This window comes from Arenimonas soli (genome assembly GCF_014643775.1).
In the GTDB taxonomy this organism is placed as follows: domain Bacteria; phylum Pseudomonadota; class Gammaproteobacteria; order Xanthomonadales; family Xanthomonadaceae; genus Arenimonas; species Arenimonas soli.
Map to the genome: position 1 here is coordinate 828,125 of NZ_BMKC01000001.1, position 25,018 is coordinate 853,142.

At 69.1% G+C, this 25,018-nt stretch carries 24 protein-coding genes, 1 tRNA gene and 1 pseudogene; 9 read left to right on the forward strand and 17 right to left on the reverse strand.

The window, feature by feature from the left end; translation table 11 throughout:
- Window positions 1-15: 15 nt before the first annotated feature.
- Together IEX13_RS03980 and IEX13_RS03985 are read left to right on the forward strand one after the other, a co-directional pair.
- The gene (locus IEX13_RS03980; protein ID WP_188661527.1) at window positions 16-1,836 is read left to right on the forward strand and encodes a DUF885 domain-containing protein; all 1,821 of its coding nucleotides are present in this window, start codon (window positions 16-18) and stop codon (window positions 1,834-1,836) included.
- Window positions 1,833-2,435, forward strand: a complete 603-nt coding sequence (locus IEX13_RS03985) for a GNAT family N-acetyltransferase (protein WP_188661529.1) — start codon at window positions 1,833-1,835, stop codon at window positions 2,433-2,435. The genes IEX13_RS03980 and IEX13_RS03985 overlap by 4 nt, the downstream gene beginning before the upstream one ends.
- 500 nt (window positions 2,436-2,935) lie before the next feature.
- Here IEX13_RS03985 and IEX13_RS03990 read toward each other — a convergent pair whose 3' ends face one another.
- The 7 genes from IEX13_RS03990 to IEX13_RS04020 all read right to left on the reverse strand — a co-directional run bounded on the left by IEX13_RS03990 (window position 2,936) and on the right by IEX13_RS04020 (window position 12,073).
- Window positions 2,936-3,448 (reverse strand): phosphatase PAP2 family protein, encoded by a 513-nt coding sequence (locus IEX13_RS03990; RefSeq protein WP_229668488.1) that lies wholly within the window; start codon window positions 3,446-3,448, stop codon window positions 2,936-2,938.
- Between the two features lie 17 nt (window positions 3,449-3,465).
- Window positions 3,466-4,599 carry a glycosyltransferase family 4 protein gene (locus IEX13_RS03995; protein WP_188662999.1) on the reverse strand — a complete coding sequence of 378 codons (1,134 nt, stop codon included), beginning with the start codon at window positions 4,597-4,599 and terminating at the stop codon, window positions 3,466-3,468.
- 78 nt (window positions 4,600-4,677) lie between these two features.
- Entirely contained in the window at window positions 4,678-6,198 is a 1,521-nt protein-coding gene (ppx, locus tag IEX13_RS04000) for an exopolyphosphatase (RefSeq protein ID WP_188661533.1), read from the reverse strand.
- Window positions 6,199-6,202: 4 nt separating this feature from the next.
- Entirely contained in the window at window positions 6,203-8,293 is a 2,091-nt protein-coding gene (gene ppk1, locus IEX13_RS04005) for a polyphosphate kinase 1 (protein ID WP_188661535.1), read from the reverse strand.
- 4 nt (window positions 8,294-8,297) lie between these two features.
- Entirely contained in the window at window positions 8,298-9,656 is a 1,359-nt protein-coding gene (phoR, locus tag IEX13_RS04010) for a phosphate regulon sensor histidine kinase PhoR (protein WP_188661537.1), read from the reverse strand.
- 14 nt (window positions 9,657-9,670) lie between these two features.
- Window positions 9,671-10,363, reverse strand: coding sequence for a phosphate regulon transcriptional regulator PhoB (gene phoB, locus IEX13_RS04015; RefSeq protein WP_188661539.1), 693 nt, complete (start codon window positions 10,361-10,363; stop codon window positions 9,671-9,673).
- 93 nt (window positions 10,364-10,456) lie between these two features.
- Window positions 10,457-12,073 (reverse strand): M48 family metalloprotease, encoded by a 1,617-nt coding sequence (locus IEX13_RS04020; protein ID WP_188661541.1) that lies wholly within the window; start codon window positions 12,071-12,073, stop codon window positions 10,457-10,459.
- Window positions 12,074-12,237: 164 nt separating this feature from the next.
- Here IEX13_RS04020 and grxC point away from each other — a divergent pair, with 164 nt between their 5' ends.
- The 3 genes from grxC to IEX13_RS04035 all read left to right on the forward strand — a co-directional run bounded on the left by grxC (window position 12,238) and on the right by IEX13_RS04035 (window position 14,007).
- Window positions 12,238-12,483, forward strand: a complete 246-nt coding sequence (gene grxC, locus IEX13_RS04025; RefSeq protein ID WP_188663001.1) for a glutaredoxin 3 — start codon at window positions 12,238-12,240, stop codon at window positions 12,481-12,483.
- Window positions 12,480-12,887 carry a carboxymuconolactone decarboxylase family protein gene (locus IEX13_RS04030; RefSeq protein ID WP_188661543.1) on the forward strand — a complete coding sequence of 136 codons (408 nt, stop codon included), beginning with the start codon at window positions 12,480-12,482 and terminating at the stop codon, window positions 12,885-12,887. Before grxC ends, IEX13_RS04030 begins: the two co-directional genes overlap by 4 nt.
- Window positions 12,888-12,996: 109 nt before the next feature.
- Window positions 12,997-14,007 (forward strand): isocitrate dehydrogenase, encoded by a 1,011-nt coding sequence (locus IEX13_RS04035; RefSeq protein WP_188661545.1) that lies wholly within the window; start codon window positions 12,997-12,999, stop codon window positions 14,005-14,007.
- Window positions 14,008-14,084: 77 nt separating this feature from the next.
- On the opposite strand, the gene IEX13_RS04040 is transcribed toward IEX13_RS04035, so the two are convergent.
- From IEX13_RS04040 to IEX13_RS04075, 8 genes are all read right to left on the reverse strand, one after another.
- On the reverse strand, window positions 14,085-14,522 hold the full coding sequence (locus IEX13_RS04040; RefSeq protein ID WP_188661546.1) for a hypothetical protein: 438 nt from the start codon (window positions 14,520-14,522) through the stop codon (window positions 14,085-14,087).
- A gap of 146 nt (window positions 14,523-14,668) precedes the next feature.
- On the reverse strand, window positions 14,669-15,427 hold the full coding sequence (locus IEX13_RS04045) for a Bax inhibitor-1/YccA family protein (protein ID WP_188661549.1): 759 nt from the start codon (window positions 15,425-15,427) through the stop codon (window positions 14,669-14,671).
- A gap of 69 nt (window positions 15,428-15,496) precedes the next feature.
- Complete coding sequence (locus tag IEX13_RS04050) at window positions 15,497-17,212, reverse strand: SulP family inorganic anion transporter (RefSeq protein WP_188661551.1); 1,716 nt, start codon at window positions 17,210-17,212, stop codon at window positions 15,497-15,499.
- On the reverse strand, window positions 17,209-17,463 hold the full coding sequence (locus IEX13_RS04055) for a helix-turn-helix domain-containing protein (protein ID WP_188661554.1): 255 nt from the start codon (window positions 17,461-17,463) through the stop codon (window positions 17,209-17,211). The genes IEX13_RS04050 and IEX13_RS04055 overlap by 4 nt, the downstream gene beginning before the upstream one ends.
- An 88-nt stretch (window positions 17,464-17,551) precedes the next feature.
- Window positions 17,552-18,364, reverse strand: a complete 813-nt coding sequence (gene thiD, locus IEX13_RS04060; protein ID WP_188661556.1) for a bifunctional hydroxymethylpyrimidine kinase/phosphomethylpyrimidine kinase — start codon at window positions 18,362-18,364, stop codon at window positions 17,552-17,554.
- Window positions 18,361-19,758, reverse strand: coding sequence for a PhoH family protein (locus IEX13_RS04065; RefSeq protein ID WP_188661557.1), 1,398 nt, complete (start codon window positions 19,756-19,758; stop codon window positions 18,361-18,363). The genes thiD and IEX13_RS04065 overlap by 4 nt, the downstream gene beginning before the upstream one ends.
- Window positions 19,759-19,850: 92 nt before the next feature.
- Window positions 19,851-20,333 (reverse strand): peroxiredoxin, encoded by a 483-nt coding sequence (locus IEX13_RS04070; RefSeq protein ID WP_188661560.1) that lies wholly within the window; start codon window positions 20,331-20,333, stop codon window positions 19,851-19,853.
- Between the two features lie 7 nt (window positions 20,334-20,340).
- Window positions 20,341-20,901 (reverse strand): glycine cleavage system transcriptional repressor, encoded by a 561-nt coding sequence (locus IEX13_RS04075; RefSeq protein ID WP_229668443.1) that lies wholly within the window; start codon window positions 20,899-20,901, stop codon window positions 20,341-20,343.
- A gap of 115 nt (window positions 20,902-21,016) precedes the next feature.
- Between IEX13_RS04075 and dapA the strand changes: the two genes are divergently transcribed.
- Both dapA and IEX13_RS04085 read left to right on the forward strand, forming a co-directional pair.
- Window positions 21,017-21,907, forward strand: coding sequence for a 4-hydroxy-tetrahydrodipicolinate synthase (dapA, locus tag IEX13_RS04080; RefSeq protein ID WP_188661564.1), 891 nt, complete (start codon window positions 21,017-21,019; stop codon window positions 21,905-21,907).
- A 58-nt stretch (window positions 21,908-21,965) separates the two neighbouring features.
- The gene (locus IEX13_RS04085; RefSeq protein WP_188661566.1) at window positions 21,966-22,511 is read left to right on the forward strand and encodes a hypothetical protein; all 546 of its coding nucleotides are present in this window, start codon (window positions 21,966-21,968) and stop codon (window positions 22,509-22,511) included.
- Window position 22,512: 1 nt separating this feature from the next.
- Here the strand turns inward: IEX13_RS04085 and fdxA are convergent, their stop codons facing one another.
- A complete protein-coding gene (fdxA, locus tag IEX13_RS04090) occupies window positions 22,513-22,836 on the reverse strand; it encodes a ferredoxin FdxA (RefSeq protein ID WP_188661568.1) in 324 nt (107 codons plus the stop codon).
- A 93-nt stretch (window positions 22,837-22,929) separates the two neighbouring features.
- Window positions 22,930-23,005: transfer RNA gene (locus tag IEX13_RS04095), tRNA-Glu, on the reverse strand.
- A gap of 154 nt (window positions 23,006-23,159) precedes the next feature.
- Here IEX13_RS04095 and pcnB point away from each other — a divergent pair.
- Together pcnB and folK are read left to right on the forward strand one after the other, a co-directional pair.
- Window positions 23,160-24,500: pseudogene (gene pcnB, locus IEX13_RS04100) on the forward strand (polynucleotide adenylyltransferase PcnB); the annotation flags it as partial.
- Complete coding sequence (gene folK, locus IEX13_RS04105; RefSeq protein ID WP_188661571.1) at window positions 24,497-25,000, forward strand: 2-amino-4-hydroxy-6-hydroxymethyldihydropteridine diphosphokinase; 504 nt, start codon at window positions 24,497-24,499, stop codon at window positions 24,998-25,000. The pseudogene pcnB and the gene folK, both read left to right, overlap by 4 nt.
- Window positions 25,001-25,018: the final 18 nt, after the last annotated feature.

Consider the following 25,018-nt stretch of genomic DNA (forward strand, 5'->3'; position numbering starts at 1 on the left):
ATTCCCGGAGGCCCCATGAAGACCCTGTTCAAGTTCCTTGCCTGGACCCTGCTCGCCCTGATCCTGGCCGCCGTCGCGCTGGGCCTGCACACCGCCTACGGCAAGCCCCTGAAGATCGGCTGGTTCTACGAGCGGGTGTTCATCGAGTACGCGCTCGACGACCCGGAGATGCTGACCTCCCTGCGCATGCTGCCGCCCTGGCTGAACTGGTACGGCGACGACCTCACCGACCGGTCGCCGGCGCAGGCGCGCGCCATGCAGGAAAAGCTGCGCGAGGACCTGGCCACCCTGCGCAGCTACGACCGCGCCGAGCTGGACGAATCCAGCCAGCTGTCCTACGACATCCTCGAGTATTTCCTGGCCGTGCAGCACGAAGGCGAGCGGTTCGCCCGGCACGACTATCCGCTCAACCCCCTGTTCGGCGTCCAGAACGGCCTGCCGACCTTTCTGGCCGTGCAGCATGCCGTCAATTCCGAGGGCGACGCCGAGGATTACCTGGCGCGGCTGGGAAAGTTCCCGGAAATGGCCGGGCAGGTGCTCGAAGGCCTGCGCGAGCGCGAACAGGCCGGCATCCTGCCGCCGACCTTCGTGGTGGAGAAAGTGCTGGCGGAAATGCGCGCCTTCGAACAGGCGCCGGCGACGCAGAACATCCTGTACACCTCGTTCGAAGGAAAGCTGGCGAAGCTTCCCGAAGGCGAAATCGACGACAAGTCGCGCGAGTCGCTGCTTGAACGGGCCCAGGCCGCCATCACCGGCAGCGTGCAGCCCGCCTACCGCGAGTTCATCGATTACTACGCGCAGCTGCTGCCCCGCACCAAGGGCAACCACGGCGTCTGGTCGCTGCCCGATGGCGATGCGTATTACGCCTGGGCGGCGCGCATGCACACCAGCACCGACATGACGCCCGCGCAGATCCACCAGCTGGGCCTGGACGAGGTCGCCCGCATCGAAGCCGAGATGCACGCGATCCTGGTGGCCGAAGGGCTGGCCGAGGGCAGCATCGGCGAACGCGTGCAGGTGATCGCCACGCGGCCCGACCAGCTCTACCCGGACACCGACGAAGGTCGCGCGGCGATCATCGCGGACTTCACGGCCATCATCGAAGAGATCGACGCCGGGCTTGGGGACGCCTTCAATGTCCGTCCGAAACAGGGCGTGGTGGTGGAGCGCGTACCCGAGTTCCGCGAAAAGACCGCGCCGGGCGCCTACTACAATCCCCCCGCTTTCGACGGTTCGCGGCCCGGCATCTTCTCGATCAACCTGCGCAACACCGCCGAGGTGGCGCGTTTCGGCATGCGCACGCTGGCCTACCACGAAGCCATCCCCGGCCATCATTTCCAGACCACCATCCAGCAGGAACTGACCGGGGTGCCGACCTTCCGCAAGGTGCTGCCGTTCACGGCGTTCTCGGAGGGCTGGGCGCTGTACACCGAACAGCTGGCCTGGGAACTGGGCTTCCAGGACGAACCGCTCGACAACCTGGGCCGCCTGCAGGGCGAGATGATGCGTGCGGTGCGCCTGGTGGTGGACACCGGCCTGCACGACAAGCGCTGGACCCGCGAACAGGCCATCGCTTACATGCTGGAAAAGACCGGCATGCCGGAAACCGACGTGGTGGCCGAGATCGAGCGCTACCTGGTGATGCCCGGCCAGGCGCTGGCCTACAAGGTCGGCATGCAGAAGATCCTGGAACTGCGCGAACGGGCAAGAACAAGGCTCGGTGATCGCTTCGACCTGGCGGCCTTCCACGACCTGTTGCTGACCGGCGGCGACCTGCCGCTGGCCCTGCTCGAACAGCGGGTCGATGCCTGGATCGCGGAGCAGGCCGGCCAGTGAGTCCCGGCATCACGGTCCGGCGCCTGGCGGGCGCCGGCATCGGCCCCTGGCTGGACGACGTGGCGCGGCTGCGCGTGGCGGTGTTCCGCGACTGGCCCTACCTGTACGAAGGCGACCCGGCCTACGAACGCGAGTACCTGCAGGCCTACGCGAACTCGGCCGACAGCGCCGTGGTGCTCGCCTTCGACGGCGACAGGGTGGTCGGCGCCTCGACCGGGCTGCCGCTCGCCGACGACAGCGCCGAGTTCCGCAAGCCCTTCCTGGACGCGGGGCGGTCGGTGGAGGAAGTGTTCTATTTCGGCGAGTCCGTATTGCTGCCGGCATACCGCGGCCAGGGCCTCGGCCACCGGTTCTTCGACGAACGCGAGGCGCACGCCGCATCCCTGGGTCGATTCGACTTCACGGCGTTCTGCGCCGTGGATCGCGACCCGACCGACCCGCGCCGCCCGCCCGGGCACCGGGGCAACGAAGCCTTCTGGGAAAAACGCGGCTACGTCCGGCAGCCGGGACTCACCGTGCGCCTGGCCTGGCGCGAGATCGGCGAAGACGAACCATCGGAAAAGCCGCTGACCTTTTGGCTGCGCCCGCTCGGACACTGATGCACCCCGCGTGGGAGGGACTTCAGTCTCTTGCCCCTTGGCCTTCGGCCAAGCAAAGCGTCGCAACTGCAGCTGCCGCGGGTGGAGGCGCCGCGTCTTCGCCCCGACCGACACGCCGTGAACCCATCCATGGGGGCTTCTCGTCGACATCCATGTCTCCGAGAGTCGGCCGGGGCGAAGACGCGACACCTCCTCAACGCCACGTAGTGACGGACGGGAGAGCAGTCTTTCAGCAGATCGCAACCTCAGCGCGTTCGTTGCAGACAGGCAAGCCCGCATCCCGCCTTTGATCTTCTGGCGGCCCCGACGTCCATTCCAGGAGGTAGCGTGCAGTCGCCCTGGCCGACCTTCGGAGACATGGATGTCGACGAAGAGCCTACAGGGACGTACTTGCGGCGTGTCGGCCAGGGCGACTGCACGCTGCCTCCACCCGCGCAACGAGCGGAGGCGACACTTGGCCGAAGGCCAAGAGCAGAGGCACTGAGGACCCTCCCACGGCGTCACGCCGGAGCGACGATCCAAAGGGACAGTGTGCCCAGGGCGAGCCCGATGCCGGTGGCGGCGAGCACGTCGCTGGGGTAGTGCAGGCCCAGCACGATGCGCGAAGCGGCGACGCTGGCGGCGAAGGGCAGCAGCAGCGGCGCCAGGCCCGGGTAGTGGGCGAGGGCGACCATGGTGAAGGCCACCGCGTGCAGCGTGTGGCCGGACGGGAAACTGAACTCGTCCAGCGGCGCCACCCAGGCACGGATGCGCCCGTCCGCGGCGAAAGGGCGGGGGCGCCGGGTCCAGCGCTTGAGCTTGCGGTACAGCAGCAGCGCCACCAGGCCGGTGGCCGCCAGTTGCGCCGACACCGCCAGGCCGCGCCAGCCGTCGAAGACGATCAGCGCGGCCATCAGCGCATACCAGAACGCGCCGTCACCCAGGCGGCTGACGGCGCGGAACCAGGCGCGCACGATGCTGCGCGTGCCCCAGCGGTTGGCGACGAGGCACCAGGCTTGTTCGCGGTCCGACAATCGACGGACCCGGACGTTCACGCCGCCTGCTCCCGGCGGCCACCCAGCCCGGCCAGCAACGTGGCGAAGTCGCGCGCCACCTGGCCCGGGTGCAGGTGGTGCACGGCGCGCCGAGCCGATTCGCCCTGGTGGCGCAGGCCGTCGCCGGTGGCGGTGGCCACCAGTGCCTGCACGAAACCCGGTTCGTCGCCGAAATCCACCGCCGCGCCGTGCAGGCCGTTGCGCAGGTGTTCGCGCGCGGCGCCGTAGTCGAAGGCCACCGTGGCGATGCCGCTGGCCATCGCTTCTAGCGTGACGTTGCCGAAGGTTTCCGACAGGCTGGGGAAACAGAACAGGTCGGCGCTGGCGAAGTGCCGCGCCAGGTCTTCGCCGCGCAGCACGCCGGCGAACAGGAAGTCGGGGTTGGCCGCCTGCAGGCCCGCGCGCGCCGGCCCGTCGCCGACCCAGACGAAGCGTGCATCCGGCCTGAGCTTCTGCAGTTCGCGATAGGCGCGCACCGCCAGCGGCAGGTTCTTTTCCGGGGCGATGCGGCCCACGTGCACCAGTACCGGCGCATCGTCGGCGGCGCCCCAGCGGGCGCGAAGCGACGGGTCGCGGAAGTCGGGATGGAAGCCGTTCGTGTCCACCGCCCGGCCCAGGTGCGCGACCCGGCGGAAGCCCTGCTGCGCCAGCTGGTCGCGCAGTTCGGCGGTGGGCACCAGGGTGGCGTCGGCGCGGTTGTGGAAGCGGCGCAGCCAGGCGAACACCCAGGGGCTGAGGAAGCCCGCGCCGTAGCGGCCCACGTAATCGTCGAAGCGGGTATGGAAACCGGTGGCGACCGGGATGCCGAGCTGGCGGCAGGCGCGCAGCGCCGACCAGCCCAGCGGGCCTTCGGTGGCGATGTAGACGGCGTCTGGACGCTGGGCCCGCCAGCGCGCCTGCAGCCGGCGGCCGGCCGGCAGGCCGAAGCGCAGGCCCGGGTAGCGCGGGATCGGCGCGCCTTCGACCAGCAACAGCATCGGATCCGGCCGCGGGCCGTCGTGCTCGCGTTCGGGGCGCACCACGCCGACCGCGTGGCCCAGGCCACGCAGCCCCTGCTCCAGTGATTGCACGGTCAGGGCGACGCCGTTGACGTCGGGCGGGTAGGTTTCTGTGACCAGTTCGATGTGCAGGCGCTTGTCCATGCGCCGAAGATTGCCGCCCTCGTGTGCCAGGCCCATGACCGGGGCATGACGCCGGCGTTACGGCGGTCAGGTCGTGCGCAGCAGCAACCGGTGGCCGTAGCCGGGCAGGAGATCGCGCTCGGTTTCCAGGTCGAGCCGGGTCAGCGGGTGGCCTTCCAGCCAGCGCTTGGGCAAGCGCAGCAGCAGGTCGTTGCCATCCACGTCCAGTTCGACCACAGGCAGCGGGTCGCGGTCGTGGCTGCGGTGCATCAGCACCGCCAGGCGCAGCAGCAGGGCGCAGCGCTGCACGTTGGCGACCAGGCGGTCGGGCACCTTGTCGAAGCTGGCCGGGTTGGGGTTTCGGCGCTGGTTGCGCACCAGCGCCGCCAGGGTTTGCTGCTCGGTGCGCGAGAAGCCGGCGATGTCCGAGTTCTCGACCAGGTAGGCGCCGTGCTGGTGGTACTGGCTGTGGGCGATGACCAGGCCGATTTCGTGGATGCGCGCGGCCCAGGCCAGCAGGCGGCGGTTGTCGGCGTCCAGGCGCCAGGGCAGTTCGGCCTGGTCGAACAGGCTCATTGCCGTGGCTTCGACCCGCGCCGCCTGTTCGGTGTCGACCACGTAGCGCGACTGCAGCGCCCGGATCGATTCGTCGCGTGGGTCCTGCTGGCGGTCGCGGCCGAGCAGGTCGTAGAGCACGCCTTCGCGCATCGCATGGTCGCTGACGTACATGCGTTCGATGCCCAGCGCGCCGAAGGCCGCGTCGAGCACCAACAGGCCGCCGGCGAAGATCGGCCGGCGTTCGGACGACAGCCCGGGCAGCTTGATCGAGTCGATGGTGTCGTAGTCGAGCAGCTTGTCGCGGATCGCGGCGAGGCTGTCGCTGGTGACCGACACCTTGGTGAGCTTCATCTTCACCGATACGTCGCAGATGGCCTTGATCGTGCCCGAGGAGCCCATGGCTTCGTGCCAGCCGCGGCGGCGGTAGGCTTCGGCGAACTGCTGGAATTCGGCGGCCAGTTCGGTGCGGGCCTCCTTCCAGCGTTTGCGGTTGATCCTGCCGTCGCCGAAGAACCGCCGGGTGGTGGCGATGCAGCCCATCTGCAGGCTTTCGCGCTCGAGCGCTTCGAACCCTTCGCCGATGATGACCTCGGTGGAGCCGCCGCCGATGTCCATCACCAGCCGGCTGCGCCCGGGTTCGGGCGGGTTGCCGTGGGCCACGCCCAGGTAGATCAGGCGCGCTTCCTCGCGGCCGGCCACGACTTCGATGCCATGGCCCAGCGCGGTTTCGGCGGGCATCAGGAAGGCCTGCGGGTTGGCCAGCTGGCGCACGGTGTTGGTGGCGATCGCGCGCACGCGCGGCGCCGGCAGGGTGCGGATGCGCTGGCCGAAGCGGGCCAGGCAGTCGAGCGCACGCGGCATCACCGACGGGTCGAGCCCGCCGTGGCCATCGAGGCCCTCGGCCAGGCGCACGGTTTCCTTGATGCGGTCGACGATGCGCAGCTGGCCCAGCAGGTAGCGGGCCACGACCATGTGGAAGCTGTTCGAGCCCAGGTCCACGGCCGCCAGCATGTCGCCGTCCTTGAGCGGTGGCGTGGCTTCGGTCGGCATCAGGTCATCCGCAGAGTTTGGCCAGGAGCGCGCCCTGCGCAGAATAGGGCATCTCGCCCTCGGCGGGCGAAACATGGTCGTAGCTGCCGTCCTCGCGCAGTTCCCAGGCCTGCTGGTTGTCGGCCAGGTAGTTGGCCAGCTCCTCGTCGTACACGCGTTCGGCCAGGCGCGGGTCGATGATCGGGAAGCAGGTCTCGACGCGGCGCAGCAGGTTGCGTTCCATCCAGTCGGCGCTCGAGCAGAAGATTTCGGGCTTGCCGCCGTTGCCGAACCAGTACACGCGGCTGTGTTCAAGGAAACGCCCCACCACCGAGCGCACGGTGATGTTCTCCGACACGCCCGGCACGCCCGGACGCAGGCAGCAGGCGCCGCGCACGATCAGTTCGATCTTCGCGCCGGCCTGCGAGGCTTCGTACAGGGCCCGGATGACGCTGGCTTCGTTGAGCGCGTTCATCTTGGCGATGATGTGCCCGCCCTTGCCCGCGCGCGCCAGCTTCGCCTCGCGTTCTATGCGCATCAGGATGCCCTTGTGCAGGGTGAAGGGCGATTGCATCATCCGACGCAGCTTGATCGACGGCGCCAGGCCGGAGAGCTGCTGGAAGATGTCGTGCACGTCGGCGGCGATGTCCGGGTCCGAGCTCATCAGGCCGATGTCGGTGTATGCCCGGGCCGTGCCGGCGTGGTAGTTGCCGGTGCCCAGGTGCACGTAGCGCTGCAGCTTTTTTCCTTCCCGGCGCACGATCAGCATCATCTTGGCGTGGGTCTTGTAGCCGACCACGCCGTACATCACCTGCACGCCGGCCTCCTGCAGCTGGTCGGCCAGGCGGATGTTGGCTTCTTCGTCGAAGCGGGCGCGCAGTTCCACCACCACCGTCACGTCCTTGCCGTTGCGGGCGGCCGTGATCAGGTGGTCGATGATCTTGCTGTCCTTGCCGGTGCGGTAGAGCGTCTGCTTGATCGCCAGCACGTCGGGGTCGTGGGCGGCATGCTGGAGCAGGTCGAGCACCGACTGGAAACTCTGGTAGGGGTGGTGCAGCAGCACGTCGCGCTGGCGCAGCGTCTCGAACGGCGCCTCGGCGTCCAGCGCCACGGCGCCGGGCTTGAAGGCCGGGAACTTCAGGTCGGGGCGGTCGACCAGGTCGTAGACCTGGGTGACGCGGTTGATGTTGACCGGGCCGTTGATGCGGTACACGGCGTTTTCGGTCAGGCCGAAGTTCTGCAGCAGGGTGCGCACGATGGGCTTCGGGCAGTGTTCGGCGATCTCCAGGCGCACCGCCGGCCGGAAGCCGCGGCTGGCCAGTTCGTCCTTGAGCGCGCTGGCGAGGTTTTCCACTTCCTCCTCGTCGACGAACAGTTCGGAATTGCGGGTGACGCGGAACTGATAGGCGCCCTTGACCCGCATGCCGGTGAACAGGTCGTCCACGAAGGCGGTGAGCACGGCCGAGAGCAGCACGAAGTCGTGTTCGCCGCCCGAAATTTCCGGCGGCAGCTGGATGATGCGCGGCAGCGAGCGCGGCGCGCGCACGATGGCCATGCCGCCATTGCGGCCGAACGCGTCCTTGCCTTCCAGCACCACCACCACGTTGAGCGACTTGTTGAGGATGCGCGGGAACGGATGCACCGGGTCCAGGCCCAGGGGCGAGAGCACCGGCAGCAGTTCGTCGCGGAAATAGCGGTGCAGCCACTTGCGCTGGCGCGCGTTCCAGGACGAGTGCGCCAGGATGCGGATGCCGGCGCCGTTGAGCTCCGGGCGCAGGCATTCGTTCCAGTAGCGGTACTGTTCGGCCACCAGTTCGGCGGCCTTGTCGTGGATCAGCTCCAGCGCCCGCGAGGGCGGGATGCCGTCGGGCGGCAGCGGCCCGCCGAACTGCAGCGCGGTGCGCACGGTGGCGGCGCGGATCTCGAAGAATTCATCGAGGTTGGTGCAGCTGATGCACAGGTAGCGCAGGCGTTCGAGCAGCGGCACCCGGGGGTCCTTGGCTTGGGCCAGGACCCGGAAATTGAACTCCAGCTGCGACAGTTCGCGGTTGAGGTAAAGCTCGGGTGCGTGCAGGTCGGGCGGGCTGGTGCCGGCTTCGGGGCTGTCGGGACTCATGCGCCTAGCTTACGACGTCCGGGCCTTCGTCGGCGCCCGGGTTGCCCGCCGGGCCGCGCATGCGCACCCGGGCCGGGCCGAACACGCAGGCGAAGGTGCTGCCGCGGCCGACCTCGCTTTCAAGCTCGAGCCGGGCCTGGTGCAGGCTGAGCACGTGCTTGACGATCGACAGCCCCAGGCCGGTGCCGCCGGACTCGCGCGAACGGCTGGTCGAAACCCGGTAAAAGCGCTCGGTGATGCGCGGCAGGTGTTGTTCGGGGATGCCGTAGCCGGTGTCCTGCACGGCCAGGCGCACGCCGCCGCCGGCCACTGGCTCGAAGCGGATCAGCACGCTGCCGCCGGTGGGCGTGTAGCGGATGGCGTTGGACACCAGGTTGGAGAAGGCGCTGTGCAGCTCCTTGGTCGATCCGGTGAGATCGCAGCCGGCGGTGTCCTGGACGCGCACCGTATGCCGGCCCTGGCTCAGGGCCTCGGCCTCGCGGCGCAGCGTGACCAGCATCGGCGCCATGGCCAGGGGTTCCTCGGGCAGCGACTCCTGGGCTTCCAGGCGGGACAGGGTCAACAGGTCCTCGACCAGTTGGGTCATGCGCTGGGATTGTCGGCGCATTTCCTCGACCATGGTCGCCAGCTCCGGGTGTTCCCCGGGCTCGATCATGTCCAGGTAGCCGTGCACCACGGTCAATGGCGTGCGCAGTTCATGCGAGACATTGGCGACGAAGTCCCGGCGCACCTGCTCGAGCCGCATCAGCTTGGTGACGTCGCGCACCACCACCAGCCACTGCGAGCTGGAGTAGGGGATCAGGCGCAGGCTGATGCGCACCATCGGGTCGGCCGGGCTGGCCAGGTCGGTCAGCGGTTCGTCGGTTTCGCCGGCGGCCAGCCAGGCCTGGACCCGCGGCTGGGCCAGGAAGGTTTCCGACAGCGGCTGCCCCAGGGCCTGCGGGTAGCGCAGGCCGAGCAGGTGCCGGGCGGTCTTGTTGAACCAGACCAGGCGGCCGTCACGACGGCCGATCACCAGCGCGCCGTCGGGCATCGCGGTGGCCGCCTGCCGATAGGCGCGCAGCAACTGCACCAGGCGCCGGCCCCGCCGGCGGTTTTCGGTCTGGCGGCGGTGGATCAGGGTTTCCAGCGCCGCCCACAGGCCCTGGCCGTCGACGGTGCGCAGCTGCTTGCGCCAGTCCAGGAAACGCAGCACGCGGTACAGGCGCCAGTAGGCCCGGGCGGCCACCACGGCGGTGGCCAGGCCCAGCGCCCACCAGACCTCGCCCAGCCACAGGCCCAGCCCGGCCGCCACGGCGTAGAACAGCAGCAGCCGGATCAGGGATTGGCGCCAGGCCAGCCGCAGCAGGATCGATACGGTCATCCGCGGGCCCGACCTCAGCCGGTTGCCGCGGAAAAGCGGTAGCCGGCACCGCGCACGGTCTGGACCATGTTGTCCAGGCCGAAGGGCTCAAGCGCCTTGCGCAGGCGGCGGATGTGAACGTCCACGGTGCGTTCCTCCACGTAGACGTTGCCGCCCCAGACGTGGTCGAGCAGCTGGGTGCGGGTGTAGACACGTTCGGCGTGGGTCATGAAGAAGTGCAGCAGGCGGTACTCGGTGGGGCCCACGTGCAGGGGCTGGTCGCCGGCGAAGACCCGGTGGGCGGCGCCGTCGATGCGCAGGCCGCCGACGGCCACGGAACCGTCATCCTCGTCGTCCCGGGCCCGGCGCATGACGGCCCGGATGCGGGCCAGCAGTTCGCGGGCCGAAAAGGGTTTGACCACGTAGTCGTCCACGCCCGATTCCAGGCCAGAGACCCGGTCGTTTTCCTCGCCGCGGGCGGTGAGCATGATGATCGGCACGTCGCGGGTCAGTTCGTCCTTGCGCCAGCGCCTGGCCAGTTCCAGGCCGGACGTGCCGGGCAGCATCCAGTCGAGCAGGATCAGGTCGGGGACCTTCTCCGAGATGGCGACCTGGGCTTCCCGGGCGTCGCCGGCGTGGGCGGGCTCGTAGTCGGCCTTGCGCAGGGCATAGGCCACCATCTCCCGGATGGCGGGTTCGTCGTCGACGATGAGGATGCGTTTCTGCACTGGCGTACCGTGTCATCGGGTGGGGTCGGGTGCAAGTAGATAAAACTTTTGTGACCTCCCCGTGACAGCCCGTTCCGGCGGGCCTCGCCGCCCCTAGCGCCGGTCGGGGCGCTGTTCCTCGGCCCGGATGCCCTGGCGGCGCATTTCCAGCACCACCGGGGTGATCGCGGCCATGCGCGCCTCGATGCGGGCGCGCTGGTAATAGCTCAGGTCCTCGCGCTGCTTGAGGCGCTCGAGCTGGTTGAGCGCGTCCACCGCCCGGCCGTTGAGGAAGGCGGCCTCGGCGTAGGCCTCGCTGGCCCGGACTTCGTCGCCGGCCAGTTCGCTGGCGCGGGCGAAGTTGCGCTGGAACAGCGGATCGTCGCCGGCGGTCGGCAGCAGTGGCCGCAGCACGTCCTGGGCGCGGCGGCCGGCTTCGGCCGTGGCCCGTTCGCCCAGGACCTCGGCATAAGCCAGGCGCACGGCCCGGCTTTCCGGGTGGCGCCTGAGCAGGGCCTCGAACAGCTCCGTGGCTTCGGCGGGCTGGCGGTAGTGGGCCGCGGTTTCGGCGCGCGCCAGCTCCAGCCACAGGTCACCCGGGTGCCTGGCGATCAGCGCGTCGAGGGTGGCGGCGGCCTCGCGCGGCCGGCCGGCGCGCTGCTGGGCCAGGGCCAGGCCATAACGCAGGGCGTCGTTGTCCTGCTGGCCCGGGGCTTTGGCCAGGGCTTCGTATTCGAGCACCGACTGGCGCGGGCTGCTGGCGCTGAGCACGCGCAGGCGCTCGCGCGCCCAGGGGAAGATGTCGTCGCGGTCGAGCGCGGCGGCGCCGTGGGCGGCCAGGCTCAGTTCGCCGGGCAGCAGCAGCGAGGTCCGCACGGGCGCCGCGACCGGGCCCGGCACCGACGCACCCTGCATGCGGCTGGCCAACTGGCGGGTTTCGCTGATGCGCGTGGTGGTGACCGGGTGGCTGCGCAGGTATTCGGGCAGCTGGTAGCCCCCGGAATTGCCGCGGTTCACGCGCTGCATGCGCTCGAAGAAGTCGGCCATGCCGTTCGGGTCGTAGCCGGCCCGGGCCAGGGTCTGGATGCCGATGCGATCGGCTTCCGACTCGTTCGACCGGGTGTAGTCGATCCGGCGCTGCTGGATCAGGGCCATGGCGCCGGCGACGGCCGCCATCGAGGCGTTCCCGCTGGAGCTGTCGCGGCCACCGCTGTCGCCCACGGCCTGGGCGGCGGCGATGGCGCCGAGCATGGCCAGCATGATCGGCACCTGGTCCTTGCTGGCGCGTTCGTAGGCGCGAAGCACGTGGCGCTGGGTGACGTGGGCGATTTCGTGCGCCATCACGCCGGCGACCTCGGCTTCGGTTTCAGCGGTGAGCACCAGGCCGGCGTTCATGCCGATGTAGCCGCCGAGCGTAGCGAAGGCGTTGATCTGCCGGTCGCGCATCATGAAGAAGGTGTAGTCGTTCATGGGCACGTCGCTGGCCGCGGCCAGGCGGTAGCCCATGGACTGCAGCCAGTCATCCACCAGCGGGTCTTCGACCAGCATGTTCAGGCGGCGCAGTTCGTAGCGCAGGTAGGCGCCGTATTCGGCCTCGGTGGCCGGGTCGATCATCCCGGCGGCCGACGATCCGATGTCGGGCAGGCTGGCGTCCTGCGCGCGGGCACCGCAGGCCAGGGTGATGGCCAGGCTGAGGGCGGCGGTGGCGAGGATGCGCAAGGCGGACTCCATGCAGGGGTGGCCGAAGCATAGCGGCTGCGGCGGGCGCCGCGGGTGAACCCGCGGTTAACCCGCGCGCCCCGTGCCGCAGCGTTGCAGGCGCTGGCTGGAAAAGGCGGTCGCCGGGCCCCACACTGCGGGCTGAACTTCCGGAGAGTCCCGTGTCCAAGGTCCTGATGTACACCACCGCCGTCTGCCCGTTCTGCGTGGCGGCCAAGAATTTCCTCAAGTCGCGCGGTGCCCAGTGGGAAGAGGTCCGCGTCGACCTCGACCTGGAGCGTCGCCGCGAGATGATGGCGCGCACCGAGCGCACCTCGGTGCCGCAGATCTTCATCGGCGACACCCACGTGGGCGGTTACGACGAGCTGGTGGCCCTGGACCGTGCGGGTGGACTCAAGCCCTTGCTCGAGGGCCAGGCATGAGTGCGGACAAGGGCAAGGGCGGCGATGATCGCGTCGCTGAATTCAGCGCCTTCCGCAAGCGCATGAACGAACGCATCCTGGCCGAGGACAACCAGGTGGTGCGCCGCTTCTTCGCGCTCGACACCCAGACCTACCGCGCCGGCGCCCTGGACGTGAAGACCAAGGAACTGATGGGCCTGGCGGCGTCGATGGTGCTGCGCTGCGACGACTGCATCGCCTACCACGTGGCCCAGTGCAAGCAGGCCGGGGTCAGCCGGGACGAGCTTTTCGAAGCCTTCAGCGTGTCCCTGGTGGTGGGCGGTTCGATCGTCATCCCGCACCTGCGGCGGGCGGTGGACTTCCTCGACCAGCTCGAAGGCGGCGACGCCGGCGCGGCCGCCGAACCGGCCGGCCACGGCCACTGAGCCGGCCTACGACCAAGGTCCAATCGGGCAGGGGCAGGGCGATTGAGGCATAATATTGCGCCTCCGGCGGCCGCCTGGCCGCCAGAACCCTTTGGAAGAACAAGAACTTATGACCCAGACGATTGCGGTGATCCGCGGCGACGGCATTGGCCCGGAGATCATGGATGCCACCCTCAAGGTGCTCGACGCCCTTGACCTGGGCCTGTCCTACGACTTCGTCGAGGCCGGCCTGGTCGCCTACGAAAAGCAGGGCGAACTGCTTCCCGCCGCCACCATGGACGCCATCCGCAAGCACCGCGTGGCGCTAAAGAGCCCGCTGACCACGCCGGTGGGCGAGGGCTTCTCGTCGATCAACGTCGAGTTGCGCAAGCGCTTCGACCTGTACGCGAACGTGCGTCCGGCGATCAGCTTCCCGAACACCAAGTCGCGCTACGAGAACATCGACCTGATCACGGTGCGTGAAAACACCGAAGGCGCCTACATCGGCGAGGGCCAGAACCTCACCGCCGACGGTGAAACGGCCACGCTCACGCAGAAGATCACCCGCCGCGGCTCCGAGCGCATCGTGCGCTACGCCTTCGACCTGGCGCGCCGCATCGGCCGCAAGAAGGTCACGGTGGTGCACAAGGCCAACATCCTCAAGTCCACCTCGGGCCTGTTCCTGAAGGTGGCGCGCCAGGTGGCCACCGAGTACCCGGACATCCAGTGCAACGACATGATCGTCGACAACACCTGCATGCAGCTGGTGATGCGTCCCGAGCAGTTCGACGTCATCGTCACCACCAACCTGTTCGGCGACATCATTTCCGACCTGTGCGCCGGCCTCGTCGGCGGCCTGGGCCTGGCCCCGGGTGCCAACATCGGCACCGAGGCGGCGATCTTCGAGGCCGTGCATGGCTCGGCGCCGGACATCGCCGGCAAGGGCATCGCCAACCCGGTGGCCCTGCTGCTGGGCGCCGCCCAGATGCTCGACCACCTGGGCCACAACGACGCCGCCCGCCGCCTGCGCCAGGCCATCGTCGAGACCATGACGGCCAAGGACAACCTGACGCCCGACCTGGGGGGCAGCGGCACCACCGAGTCTTTCGCCCAGGCCATCGCGAACCGCGCCAGGGCCTGAGGTCCCGGCGTTCCGGCGTGAAACAGGAAGGGCGCCATAAGGCGCCCTTTTCATTGCTGGCCTGAAGTCGCCGGCAATCAGTCCGAGGCGGGAACGTCCCGCGAAGCCGGCGGCACATAGATAGCCACCGCGTGCGCCTTCTTGCGGCTGGTGGGGATGCCGAGGCCGACGCCGACGGCGCTGTTCCTGCCGTAGCTGGCGCCGCCGACCGACATGCCCACGGGCGAGCGTGCCTGGCCGACGCCGACGATGACCAGCCCGTTGGCCCCCAGGGCGGCGGCCTCGGTGCGCAAGCGATCGATCACGGCACGTTCCTGGCCCGGGGTGCCGAACCCGATGCCGCTGGCGGCTTCAAGCTGGGCCACGTCCACGGATCCGGGTGGCGCCGCGCGGTAGATGCGCACCTCGGACGGGTCGATGGGCGCGCGGGCCGGGCCCAGCATCAAACGCTGGGTGCTGGCGCAGCCCGCCAGCAACAGCAAGACCGACAGGAGGGTGAAAGCAATCCTGGCCATGGCGAAAGACTCCGGCGCTGGCGGCACATGCCGCCAGCGCCGATGGTCGCACGGCTTCGGCCACGATGCGCCGGCCCTGGCGGTGTAGGGCGTCCGGGTGATGTGCCTGGTTCAGGGTTCCGGCCGCGGACCGGAACGCCTGCGCGTCAGTCGCGCGACTGCAGCTTGGCCAGCAGGCGCAGGATCTCCAGGTACAGCCAGACCAGGGTCACGACCAGGCCGAAGGCGCCGTACCATTCCATGTACTTGGGCGCACCGGCTTCGGCACCGGCTTCGATGAAGTCGAAGTCCAGCACCAGGTTCAGGGCGGCGATGACCACCACGAACAGGCTGAAGGCGATGCCCATCGCGCCCGAGTCGTGGATGAAGCCCATGCCCTCGAAGCCGAACATGCGCATGCCGATGTTGATCACGTAGAGCAGGGCGATGCCGCCGGTGGCGGCGACCACGCCCAGCTTGAAGTTTTCGGTGGCCTTGATCAGGCCGGACTTGTAGGCCATCAGCATGGCGGCCAGCACGCCCAGGGTCAGCATCACCGCCTGCATCACGATGCCGGGGAACTGCGCTTCGAAGAAGGCCGAGATGCCGCCCAGGAACAGGCCCTCGAGCAGCGCGTAGACCGGCGCCGTGACCGGCGACCAGGTCTTCTTGAAGACCGTGACGATGGCGACGATGAAGCCGCCGATGCCGCCCACCAGCATCCAGGGCATCATCGCGCCCGGGTTGGCCGGGTCGAACAGGTTCCAGGTGTAGGCGGCCGTGGCCACGCACAACAGCAGCAGCAGGCCGGTCTTGTTGACCGTGCCGCCCAGGGTCATCACCTGGCTGGCGTCGCGGGAGACGACTTCGCCGCTGCCGACGTCGAGGAAGGTGTTCTGGTTCAGGGCGGGATTGCCGCTGCGCATGGCTGGCTCCGTGAAGGGTTCTGGACTGCCGCCGATGCTACCGGAGCCGGGGCCGCCCGGGCCAGTCCGTCAGACCCCGGCGATGTCCCGGACCAGGCCTTCACCGGTCAATGACCGGGCCAGGCGCAGGGCGGCCGGAAAATCCGCGGCGAAGTGCAGCTCGCCCGGCCTCTCGACCAGGCCCAGGCGCCGGGCCACCGCCATCGGCTGGGGCTGCATGCCGGAGATCACCAGCACGATGCCCTGGCGTTTGCAGCGTTCGGCCAGGGTGGTCAGCGAGTGCACGCCGCTGGCGTCGACCAGCGGCACCAGCCGCATGCGCAGGATGAAGACGTTCGGGCGCGTGAACAGCTGGTCGAGCAGGTTGTCGAGCCGGTTGGCGGCGCCGAAGAACAGCGGCCCGCGGATCTGGTAGACCTCCACGCCCGGCGGCAGCTGTTCGCGCTGGGTCGCATCGGTGGCAGATTCACCGTCCGAGTCGTCTTCGATCAGCTGCACGCCGGCGGTCACCTCGACCAGGCCGGCCATGCGGTGCATGAAGGCGAAGGCCGCCACCACCATGCCCACCTCGATGGCCACGGTGAGGTCCACGAACACGGTCAGGCCGAAGGTGAGCAGCAGCACCAGCTTGTCGCCGCGCGGCGCCGACCGCAGGGTGTGGCGGAAGTGGCCGTGTTCGCTCATGTTCCAGGCCACCACCACCAGCAGGCCCGCCAGCGCCGGAAGCGGCACGTAGCTGGCCAGGTCGGCCGCCAGCAATACGAAGGCCAGCAGGAAGGCCGCATGCAGCATGCCGGCCACCGGGGTCCGGGCGCCGGCGCGGATATTGGTGGCGGTGCGGGCGATCGCCCCCGTGGCCGGCAGTCCGCCGAACAGGGCCGAGGCGCCGTTGGCGATGCCCTGACCAATCAGTTCGGTATTCGAACGATGTCGCCGGCCGGTCATGCCGTCGGCCACGACCGCCGACAGCAGTGACTCGATGCCGGCCAGGAAGGCGATGGTCAGCGCCGCCGGCAGCAGCGCGATGCAGCGCGCCAGGTCGAGCGAGGGCAGCGCGGGCAGGGGCAGGCTGGACGGCACGCCGCCGAAACGGCTGCCGATGGTGTCGACCGGCAAACCGAACAGCGCGACCGCGCCCGAGGCCAGCACCACCGCCACCAGGAAGCCGGGCGCGCTGGGCGCCAGCTTGCGCAGTCCGACGATCAGCCCGACGCAGGCAAGGGCCAGTGCCAGGGCCCAGCCATTGAAGCTGTCCAGGTGCGCCCACAGCACGCCCAGCTTGGGCAGGAATTCGGCCGGCACCCCGTCGACCTGCAGGCCCAGCAGGTCCTTGAGCTGGCTGGCGAAGATGATGACCGCGATGCCGGCGGTGAAACCGGTGACCAGCGGCTGCGGCAGGTACTTCATCAGCGTGCCGACCTTGAGCAGGCCGGCGACCACCAGGATCAGGCCGGCCATCAGGGTGGCGATGACCAGGCCGTCGTAACCGTGGGTGGCGATGATCGCGTAGATGACCGGGATGAAGGCGCCGGTCGGGCCGCCCACCTGCACGCGCGAGCCGCCCAGGGCGGATATCAGGAACCCGGCAACGATGGCGGTAAGCAAGCCGGTGGCCGGGTCGGCACCGCTGGCCACCGCCAGGGCCATGGCCAGGGGCAGGGCGACGATGGCTACCGTCAGGCCGGCCACGCTGTCGGCGCGCAGGTCCGACCACCGGTAGCCCTCGGCGAATACCGTCAGCAGTTTGGGGTGGAAATGGCGCGCGATCCGCTCGCGCAGGCTCACTGCTGCGGCTCCTTCAGGCGCACGCCGCGGCCCTGGCCCTGGCTGGGCTGGCCGTTGCCGATCAGTTCAACGCCGGCGGCGTCGAGTGCCTCGACGATTCGCGTCAGGGTGTCGATCTTGCCGCGCACGTTGCCGGCGCTGGCTTCCATGCGCTGCACGGTGGGCAGGGACACGCCGGCCAGTTCGGCCAGGCGGCGCTGGTCGATGCCGATCAAGGCGCGGGCGGCACGCAGCTGGGCGGCGCTGATCATCCGGGTTCCCTCGCAAAAGCCTGGGCGAACTTTAGGACCCGGAACGTCTTAAGACAAGCTCAGGATATCTTTAGTGATGTTCCAGACATCATTCCTGCGTGCGCTGCCAGAAGTGCGCCAGCACCCGCACCGGCCCCTTGCCCGGGGCAAACCCGTGCTTGAGCGCGCCGTGCACGTAGTTGGTCGCGGCCGAGCAGGCCTCGCGCAGCGGCATGCCGCGGCACAGGTTGGCGGCGATGGCCGAGGCCAGGGTGCAGCCGGTGCCATGGCCTTCGACATCCAGGCGCGGATTGACGAATTCGATCAGCGCTTCGCCGTCGTCGAAGCGATCCACCATGTCGCCGCTGCCGGGCAGGTGGCCGCCCTTGAGCAGCACGGCGCTGGCGTCGAGGGCGAGCAGTTCCACCAGCGCCGCTTCCGCGGCTTCGTCGTCGGCAATCGCATGGCCCAGAAGCAGTTCGGCTTCGGGGATGTTGGGCGTGAGCACCGTCGCCAGCGGCAGCAGCCGCGAGCGCAGCATGTCCAGGGCCCCGTCGTCGAGCAGCTTGGCGCCGGACGTGGCCACCATCACCGGGTCCAGCACCACCGCCCGCGGGCGATGGGTTTCCAGCGCGTCGGCCACGGCGCGGATCACACGCGCATTGGCCAGCATGCCGATCTTCACCGCGCCGATGTCGAAATCGGCGAAGCAGGCATCGATCTGTTCGCGCAGGAAATCCACGGGCGGCACGTGCACGGCCGTCACCGCCCGCGTGTGCTGGGCGGTGAGCGCCGACAGCGCGCTCAGCCCGTGCACGCCGTGGGCGGCGAAGGTCTTGAGGTCCGCCTGGATGCCGGCACCACCGCCGGAATCGGATCCGGCGATGGTCAGCGCACAAACGGGGCGGGCATTGCCGGTCAAAGCACTTCCGAAGCGTAGTCGGCCAGGCGCGAACGCTCGCCGCGGCGCAGTGTGATGTGGGCGCTGTGATTCCAGTTCTTGAAGCGGTCCACGGCGTAGGTCAGTCCCGAGGTGGTTTCGGTGAGGTAGGGCGTGTCGATCTGCTCGACGTTGCCCATGCAGATGATCTTGGTGCCCGGGCCGGCGCGCGTGACCAGGGTCTTCATCTGCTTGGGCGTGAGGTTCTGCGCCTCGTCCACGATCACCCAGCGGTTGAGGAAGGTGCGCCCGCGCATGAAGTTCATCGAGCGGATCTTGATGCGGCTGGCCAGCAGTTCGTTGGTGGCGCCGCGGCCCCAGCTGCCGTGGTCCTCGGTGTGGGTCAGCACCTCGAGGTTGTCGGTCAGGGCGCCCATCCAGGGCGTCATCTTTTCTTCCTCGGTGCCGGGCAGGAAGCCGATGTCCTCGCCGACGCTGACGGTGGCGCGGGTCATGATGATCTCGCGGTAGCGCTGCACGTCCATGGTCTGCGTCAGGCCGGCGGCCAGGGCCAGCAGGGTCTTGCCGGTGCCGGCGGTGCCGAGCAGGGTGACGAAGTCGATCTCGGGGTCCATCAGCGCGTTGAAGGCGAAGTTCTGCTCGCGGTTGCGCGCGTTGATGCCCCAGACCTGGTGCTGCGGGTTGCGGAAGTCGTCGACGATCTGCAGCACCGCCTTCTCATCGTCCAGCCGCGCGACCTTCATTTCCACTTCGTCGTCGCCGGGCATGTACAGGAACTGGTTCGGGTACCAGCCGTCGTCGTCCTTGCGCGCCACTTCGTAGAAGGTGCGGCCGCGGTCGGTCCAGCTGCGCAGGCTGCCTTCGTGCAGCTCCCAGAAATCCTCCGGAAGTTCGGTGGCGCCGGTGAAGAGCAGGTTGAAGTCGTCGATCGCGCGGTCGTTTTCGTAGTCCTCGGCCTTGACGCCGCAGATCGAGGCCTTGATGCGCAGGTTGATGTCCTTGGACACCAGCACCACCGGCACGCCGGGGTGGTCTTCGATCAGCTGCAGGATCGAGCCCAGGATCTGGTTGTCCGGCAGCACGGTGCCGAAGCGCTTGCCGACCTCGACCGGCTTGAGCTGGAACATCAGGCGGCCGATGGCTTCGGCCGAGCGCAGCTGCAGCCCCTGCGGGCGCACCAGCTTGACGCCTTCGTCGATGCTGTCGCTGCCGTGGGCGACGATGATCTCGTTGAGGAAGCGACTGACCTGGCGGGCGTTGCGGCTGGCTTCGGAGTGGCCCTTCTTGCCGTTGTCGAGTTCCTCGAGAACCATCATCGGTATGAAGACGTCGTGCTCTTCGAACTTGAACAGGGCGGTGGGGTCGTGCATCAGCACGTTGGTGTCCAGGACGTAGATTCGCTTGGATCGGGTCATGGGCTTCTCGGGCTAGGGGCGCGGGCCCCGGAAAGGACAGGGCCGCCGAAGCTCGCGGGGCGAGTCGGCGACGGAAATGTTCGGGAGCAAGGTCACTTTGCCTTGTTGGCCTGCTGGTGCTGCTTGAGCGATTCGTACACGGCGTCGGCGTGGCCGGCCACCTTCACCTTGCGCCACTCGTCGGCGACGCGGCCCTGCGGATCGAGCAGGAAGGTGCTGCGCTCGATGCCCAGCACCTTGCGGCCGTACATGTTCTTTTCCTTGATGACGTCGAAGGCCTTGCACAGGGCCTCGTCGGCGTCGGACACCAGGTCGAAGCGGAAGCCCTGCTTCTCGCAGAAGTTCGCATGCGATTTCACCGAATCTCGCGACACGCCCAGCACCTCGGCGCCGGCGCGGCGGAATTTCGTGAGCAGGGCGTTGAAATCCAGGCCTTCGGTGGTGCAGCCGGGCGTGGAATCCTTCGGGTAGAAGTACAGCACCAGCCACTTGCCGCGGTAATCGGAGAGCTTCGCGGCCTTGCCGCTGCCCAGGGTGAGCGGGAGATCGGGGATCTTGTCGCCGTTTCCGGTCATCGCGTCCTCAGAATTTCATCGGGTCCATGATGGCGTCGAGGTTGAGGTGGTCGCAGAACTCGAGGAAGTCGTCGCGCAGCGCGGCGATGTGCATGTTCGCCGGGATGCCGATGGTGACCTGGGCCGAGAACATGTCGGCGCCGGTCTGCATCGCCCGGTAGCGCGAGCTGTGCAGGTTCTCGACGGTGATGCCCTGGCGGTCGAAGAAGTCGGCAAGCTGGAACAGGATGCCGGGTTTGTCGGCCGCCACCACCTCGACGATGTAGGGCAGCAGGTTCGATTGCGGGGCCTTGGGGCCGGTGCGGTACCAGACGAGCTTGTAGCCGTCCTCGCGCTCAAGCCGGCCCAGCATGGCCTCGAGCTTGGCCACGGCGTCCCAGGAGCCCACCGCCAGCGCCGTGACCGAGACGTCGCGGCCGACGGTGGTGAGGCGGGCATCGACCAGGTTGCAGCCGCTGTCCGAAATGCGGCGGCTGACCGACAACAGCGGTGACTGCGGATGCGTGGTGTACGCGCTGATCAGCAGGTGGTTCTCGTTGGCGGTCGGGCGTGCGGCAGGGTCGGTCAAAGCGAAGGTCCAAGGGGGCGCGGCAGGGGGCGCGCCTGGAGGTCCCGGCCAGCATACTTGCCGCCGCTTTGAGCCCGCAAGTAAGATCGCAGGCAGTCCCTGCAAGGCATTCATTTTGCAACTTTCCGGCAGCATCACCGCGCTGGCGACGCCGTTCACGGCCGCTGGCGAACCCGACTTCCCGGCCTGGTCGCGCCTGATCGACCGCCAGATCGAAGCCGGCACCGCCGGCATCGTCGTCGCCGGCTCCACCGGCGAAGCCGCCGCGTTGACCGATGCCGAGTACATGGCGCTGCTTCGCGCCGCCGTCGCGCAGGTGGCCGGGCGCATCCCGGTGCTGGCCGGCACCGGCCACTCCAACACCGCCAAGACCATCACCCAGACGCGCCTGGCCCGGGACGGCGGCGCCGACATCGCCCTGGTGGTCACGCCACCCTACGTGCGGCCCACGCCCGAAGGCCTGGTGGCGCACTACCGCGCCGTCGCCGACCAGGGTGGGCTGCCGGTGGTGCTTTACAACGTGCCCGGCCGCACCGGCTGCGACATGTCGCCGGGCGTGGTGGCGCAGCTGTGCAGCCACGACAACATCATCGGCCTGAAGGAAGCGCGCGGCGACGAGGAGCGCTGGCAGGCCCTGTATCCGCTGGCCGGCAAGGACTTCGCGCTGCTCAGCGGCGACGACCCGACGTTCGTGCGGGCGATGCTGGGCGGCGCCGCGGGCGTCATTTCGGTGGCTTCGAACGTCGTGCCGCGGGCCTTCGCCCGGCTTTGCCGCCTGGCCCGGGCCGGCGAAGCCGACCAGGCCCGGGCGCTGGACGCCCGGCTGGCCGGCCTGAACGACTTCCTCGGCGTCGAACCCAATCCGATCCCGGTCAAGGCCATCCTGGCCCGCCAGGGCATCGGCCACGGGCTGCGCCTGCCACTGCTGCCCCTTTCACAGGCGCACGCCGCCGCCGCCGACGCCATGGCGGCACTGTGCGAGCAGATCGAATCCGAACTGAAGTAACCTTGCCGATTGAATCCCCGCGAGCGCGGACCACCGCGCCGCTCCCCAGGAGAACCCCATGACCGCCGCCACCCTTTCCTTCCGCCCGCTGATGGTCGCCACCCTGGCCGTGGCGGTGCTCGCCTCCAGCGGCTGCAGCTGGATCCGCAACAAGTGGGGCAACGAGGCCGAATACCAGGCCAGTCGCCAGAACCAGCCACTGGAAGTGCCGCCGGGCCTGGACGTGCCATCCACCGCCGGCGCCGTCACCGTGCCCGCGGCCAACCCCAACGCGCCGACGGCGGCCGTAGGCCAGGGCGTGCCCTCGGCCTCGTCCGGCCAGGCCTACGTCGAAGGCATCGAGTCCTTCATGCTGGCCGACTCGCTGGCCAGCAGCTATCGCCGCATCGGCATCGCCCTGGACAAGATCGAGGGCGCCACCATCGGCGACCGCGCGCAGCTGCTCAACAGCTACGAAGTCACCTACAAGGGCGTCACGGTGCTGCTGCGGGCCGAAGCGGTCGACGGCCAGACCCGCGTCGTCGCCCTGGGCCCGGACGGCCAGCCGGTGCGCAGCGGCGTCGCGACGGAGCTGCTGGCCGTGCTCAAGGCCCGCCTGGGCTGATTCAGCGTTTCAGTTCACCCAGCTTGCCCGTCTTGCCGTCCCATTCGGCGGCATCGGGCAGCGGATCCTTGCGCGTGGTGATCACCGGCCAGTCCTTCGACAGCTCGGCGTTGAGCGCGATGTAGCCTTCCTGGCCGGCGGGCACGTCGTCCTCGGGATAGATGGCCTTGGCCGGGCATTCGGGTTCGCACAGGGTGCAGTCGATGCACTCTTCGGGGTCGATGACCAGGAAGTTCGGGCCCTCGTGGAAGCAGTCCACCGGGCAGACCTCGACGCAGTCGGTGTATTTGCAGCGGATGCAGTTCTCGGTGACGACGAAGGGCATGGGTTTTCCCGGTTCTTGCGAGTCTGGCCCGCGATTCTAGCGCCCCGGGACTGCAACGAAGAAGGCCCGGCATGGCCGGGCCTTCGGAATGGGTGGCGCTCCCTAGGGGACTCGAACCCCTGTTCCAGCCTTGAGAGGGCCGTGTCCTAGGCCACTAGACGAAGGGAGCGCGGATGGCGAAGCGATGAAGCGGGCGTTAGTATAGCGGGCTTGACCGCCCGCGGGAAGCTGCAAGGCCCCCGGGCGCCGCCCGCCGCGCAAGGATCCCGCGCCGCCTTCAGCCCATGACGGACACCGCCATTCCCAGCCTGAACCCGCCCCAGGTCGTGCCGCGCGCCGAGCACGGCATCTCCCGCAAGGACATCAGCCCGAACGCGCTGCGCGTTCTGTACCGGCTGCGCGACGGCGGCTTCCAGGGTTACCTGGTCGGCGGCGCCGTGCGCGACCTGCTCGCCGGCGGGCACCCCAAGGACTTCGACGTCGCCACCGACGCCACGCCGGAACAGGTCAAGCACCTGTTCCGCAACTGCCGGCTGATCGGTCGCCGCTTCCGCCTGGCGCACGTGGTCTACGGCCGCGAGATCATCGAAGTCGCCACCTTCCGGGCGAACAGCTCCAACGACACCGACGACCGCGAAACCGACGACGGCGGTCGCCTGCTGCGCGACAACGTCTACGGCAGCATCGAAGACGATGCCGTTCGCCGCGACTTCACCGCCAACGCGCTTTATTACACCGTCGAGGACTTTTCGGTCCGCGATTATGTCGGTGGTTATGCCGACGTCCGCGACCGCGTGCTGCGCCTGATCGGCGATCCGGTCGAACGTTACCGCGAAGACCCGGTGCGCATGCTGCGCGCGGCGCGACTGTCGGCGAAGCTGGGTTTCAGCATCGCGCCCGAAGCCGCCGAACCGATCCCCGAACTGGCCGGCCTGCTGTCCTCGGCGCCGCCAGCGCGCCTGTTCGACGAATGCCTGAAGATGTTCCTGGCCGGGCATGCGGAAAAAAGTTTCCTGGTCCTCGAGCAGCTCGGCCTGATGCCGGCGCTGTTCCCCGAAACCGCCAAGGCCCTTGCCACCAACCGCAGCGGTGCGCTGCGTTCGATGCTGCTCCAGGCCCTGCGCAACACCGACGCGCGCATCGCCCAGGACAAGCCGGTCACGCCGGCCTTCCTGTTCGCCGCGCTGCTGTGGCCGGCCTATTGCCGGGAACTGGCCCTGCTGCAGGCCCAGGGCGTGGACAGCACCGTCGCCCAGCAGCGTGCCGCCGACCGGGTCACCCTGCACCAGGCCCAGCGCATTGCCCTGCCGCGGCGGTTCTCGCTGCCGATGCAGGAAATCTGGCTGCTGCAGACGCGCTTCACCCAGCGCGTGCGCAAGCGGGTGTTCCGCCTGCTTGCGCACCCGCGTTTCCGCGCCGCCTTCGATTTCCTCGAGCTTCGCGCCAGCGCCGCGCCGGACGTCGCCGAGGACCTGGCGTTCTGGCGCGAAGCCCAGGCCCAGGCGCCGGAACAACTGGCCAGCCGGCTTTCGCCCAAGACCTTGCCGCATGGCGCCCACGACGAAGTGGACGGCGAACCTGGCGACGCCGGGGACGACGACCGCGGACCGCGGCGCCGGCCCCGCCGCCGCCGGCGCAAGCCCGCGGGCGGCAGTCCCGAGTGAATCCCGCTGCCCCGGTGCCGGCCTGGATCGCGATCGGCGGCAACCAGGGCGAGGTCCGGGCCACGCTCGAGGCGGCCATCGAAGCCGTCGACGCGCTGCCCGGCACGCGGGTGCTGCAGCGCTCGACGCTTTACCGCACGCCGGCCTGGGGCCGCACCGACCAGCCGGACTTCATCAACGGCGTGATTGCCGTCGAAACCGGGCTTGCCGCGCCCGACCTGCTGGGGAACCTGCTCGGCATCGAAAGGCGGTTCGGTCGCCTGCGCGACGAAGACGCCGGGCGCTGGGGACCGCGCACGCTCGACCTCGACTTGCTGCTTTACGACGACCAGGTGCTGGAGCTGCCCGGCCTGAGCCTGCCGCACCCGCGCCTGCACGAACGTGCCTTCGTCCTGGTGCCGCTGGCTGAAATCAGCCCCGGCCTGGTCGTGCCCGGGCGGGGCAGGGTGGACGGCTTGCTCGCGAAGGTGGATGCCTCGGGCATCGAAGCGATACCTTAGGCGTTCCCCACCCTGGAC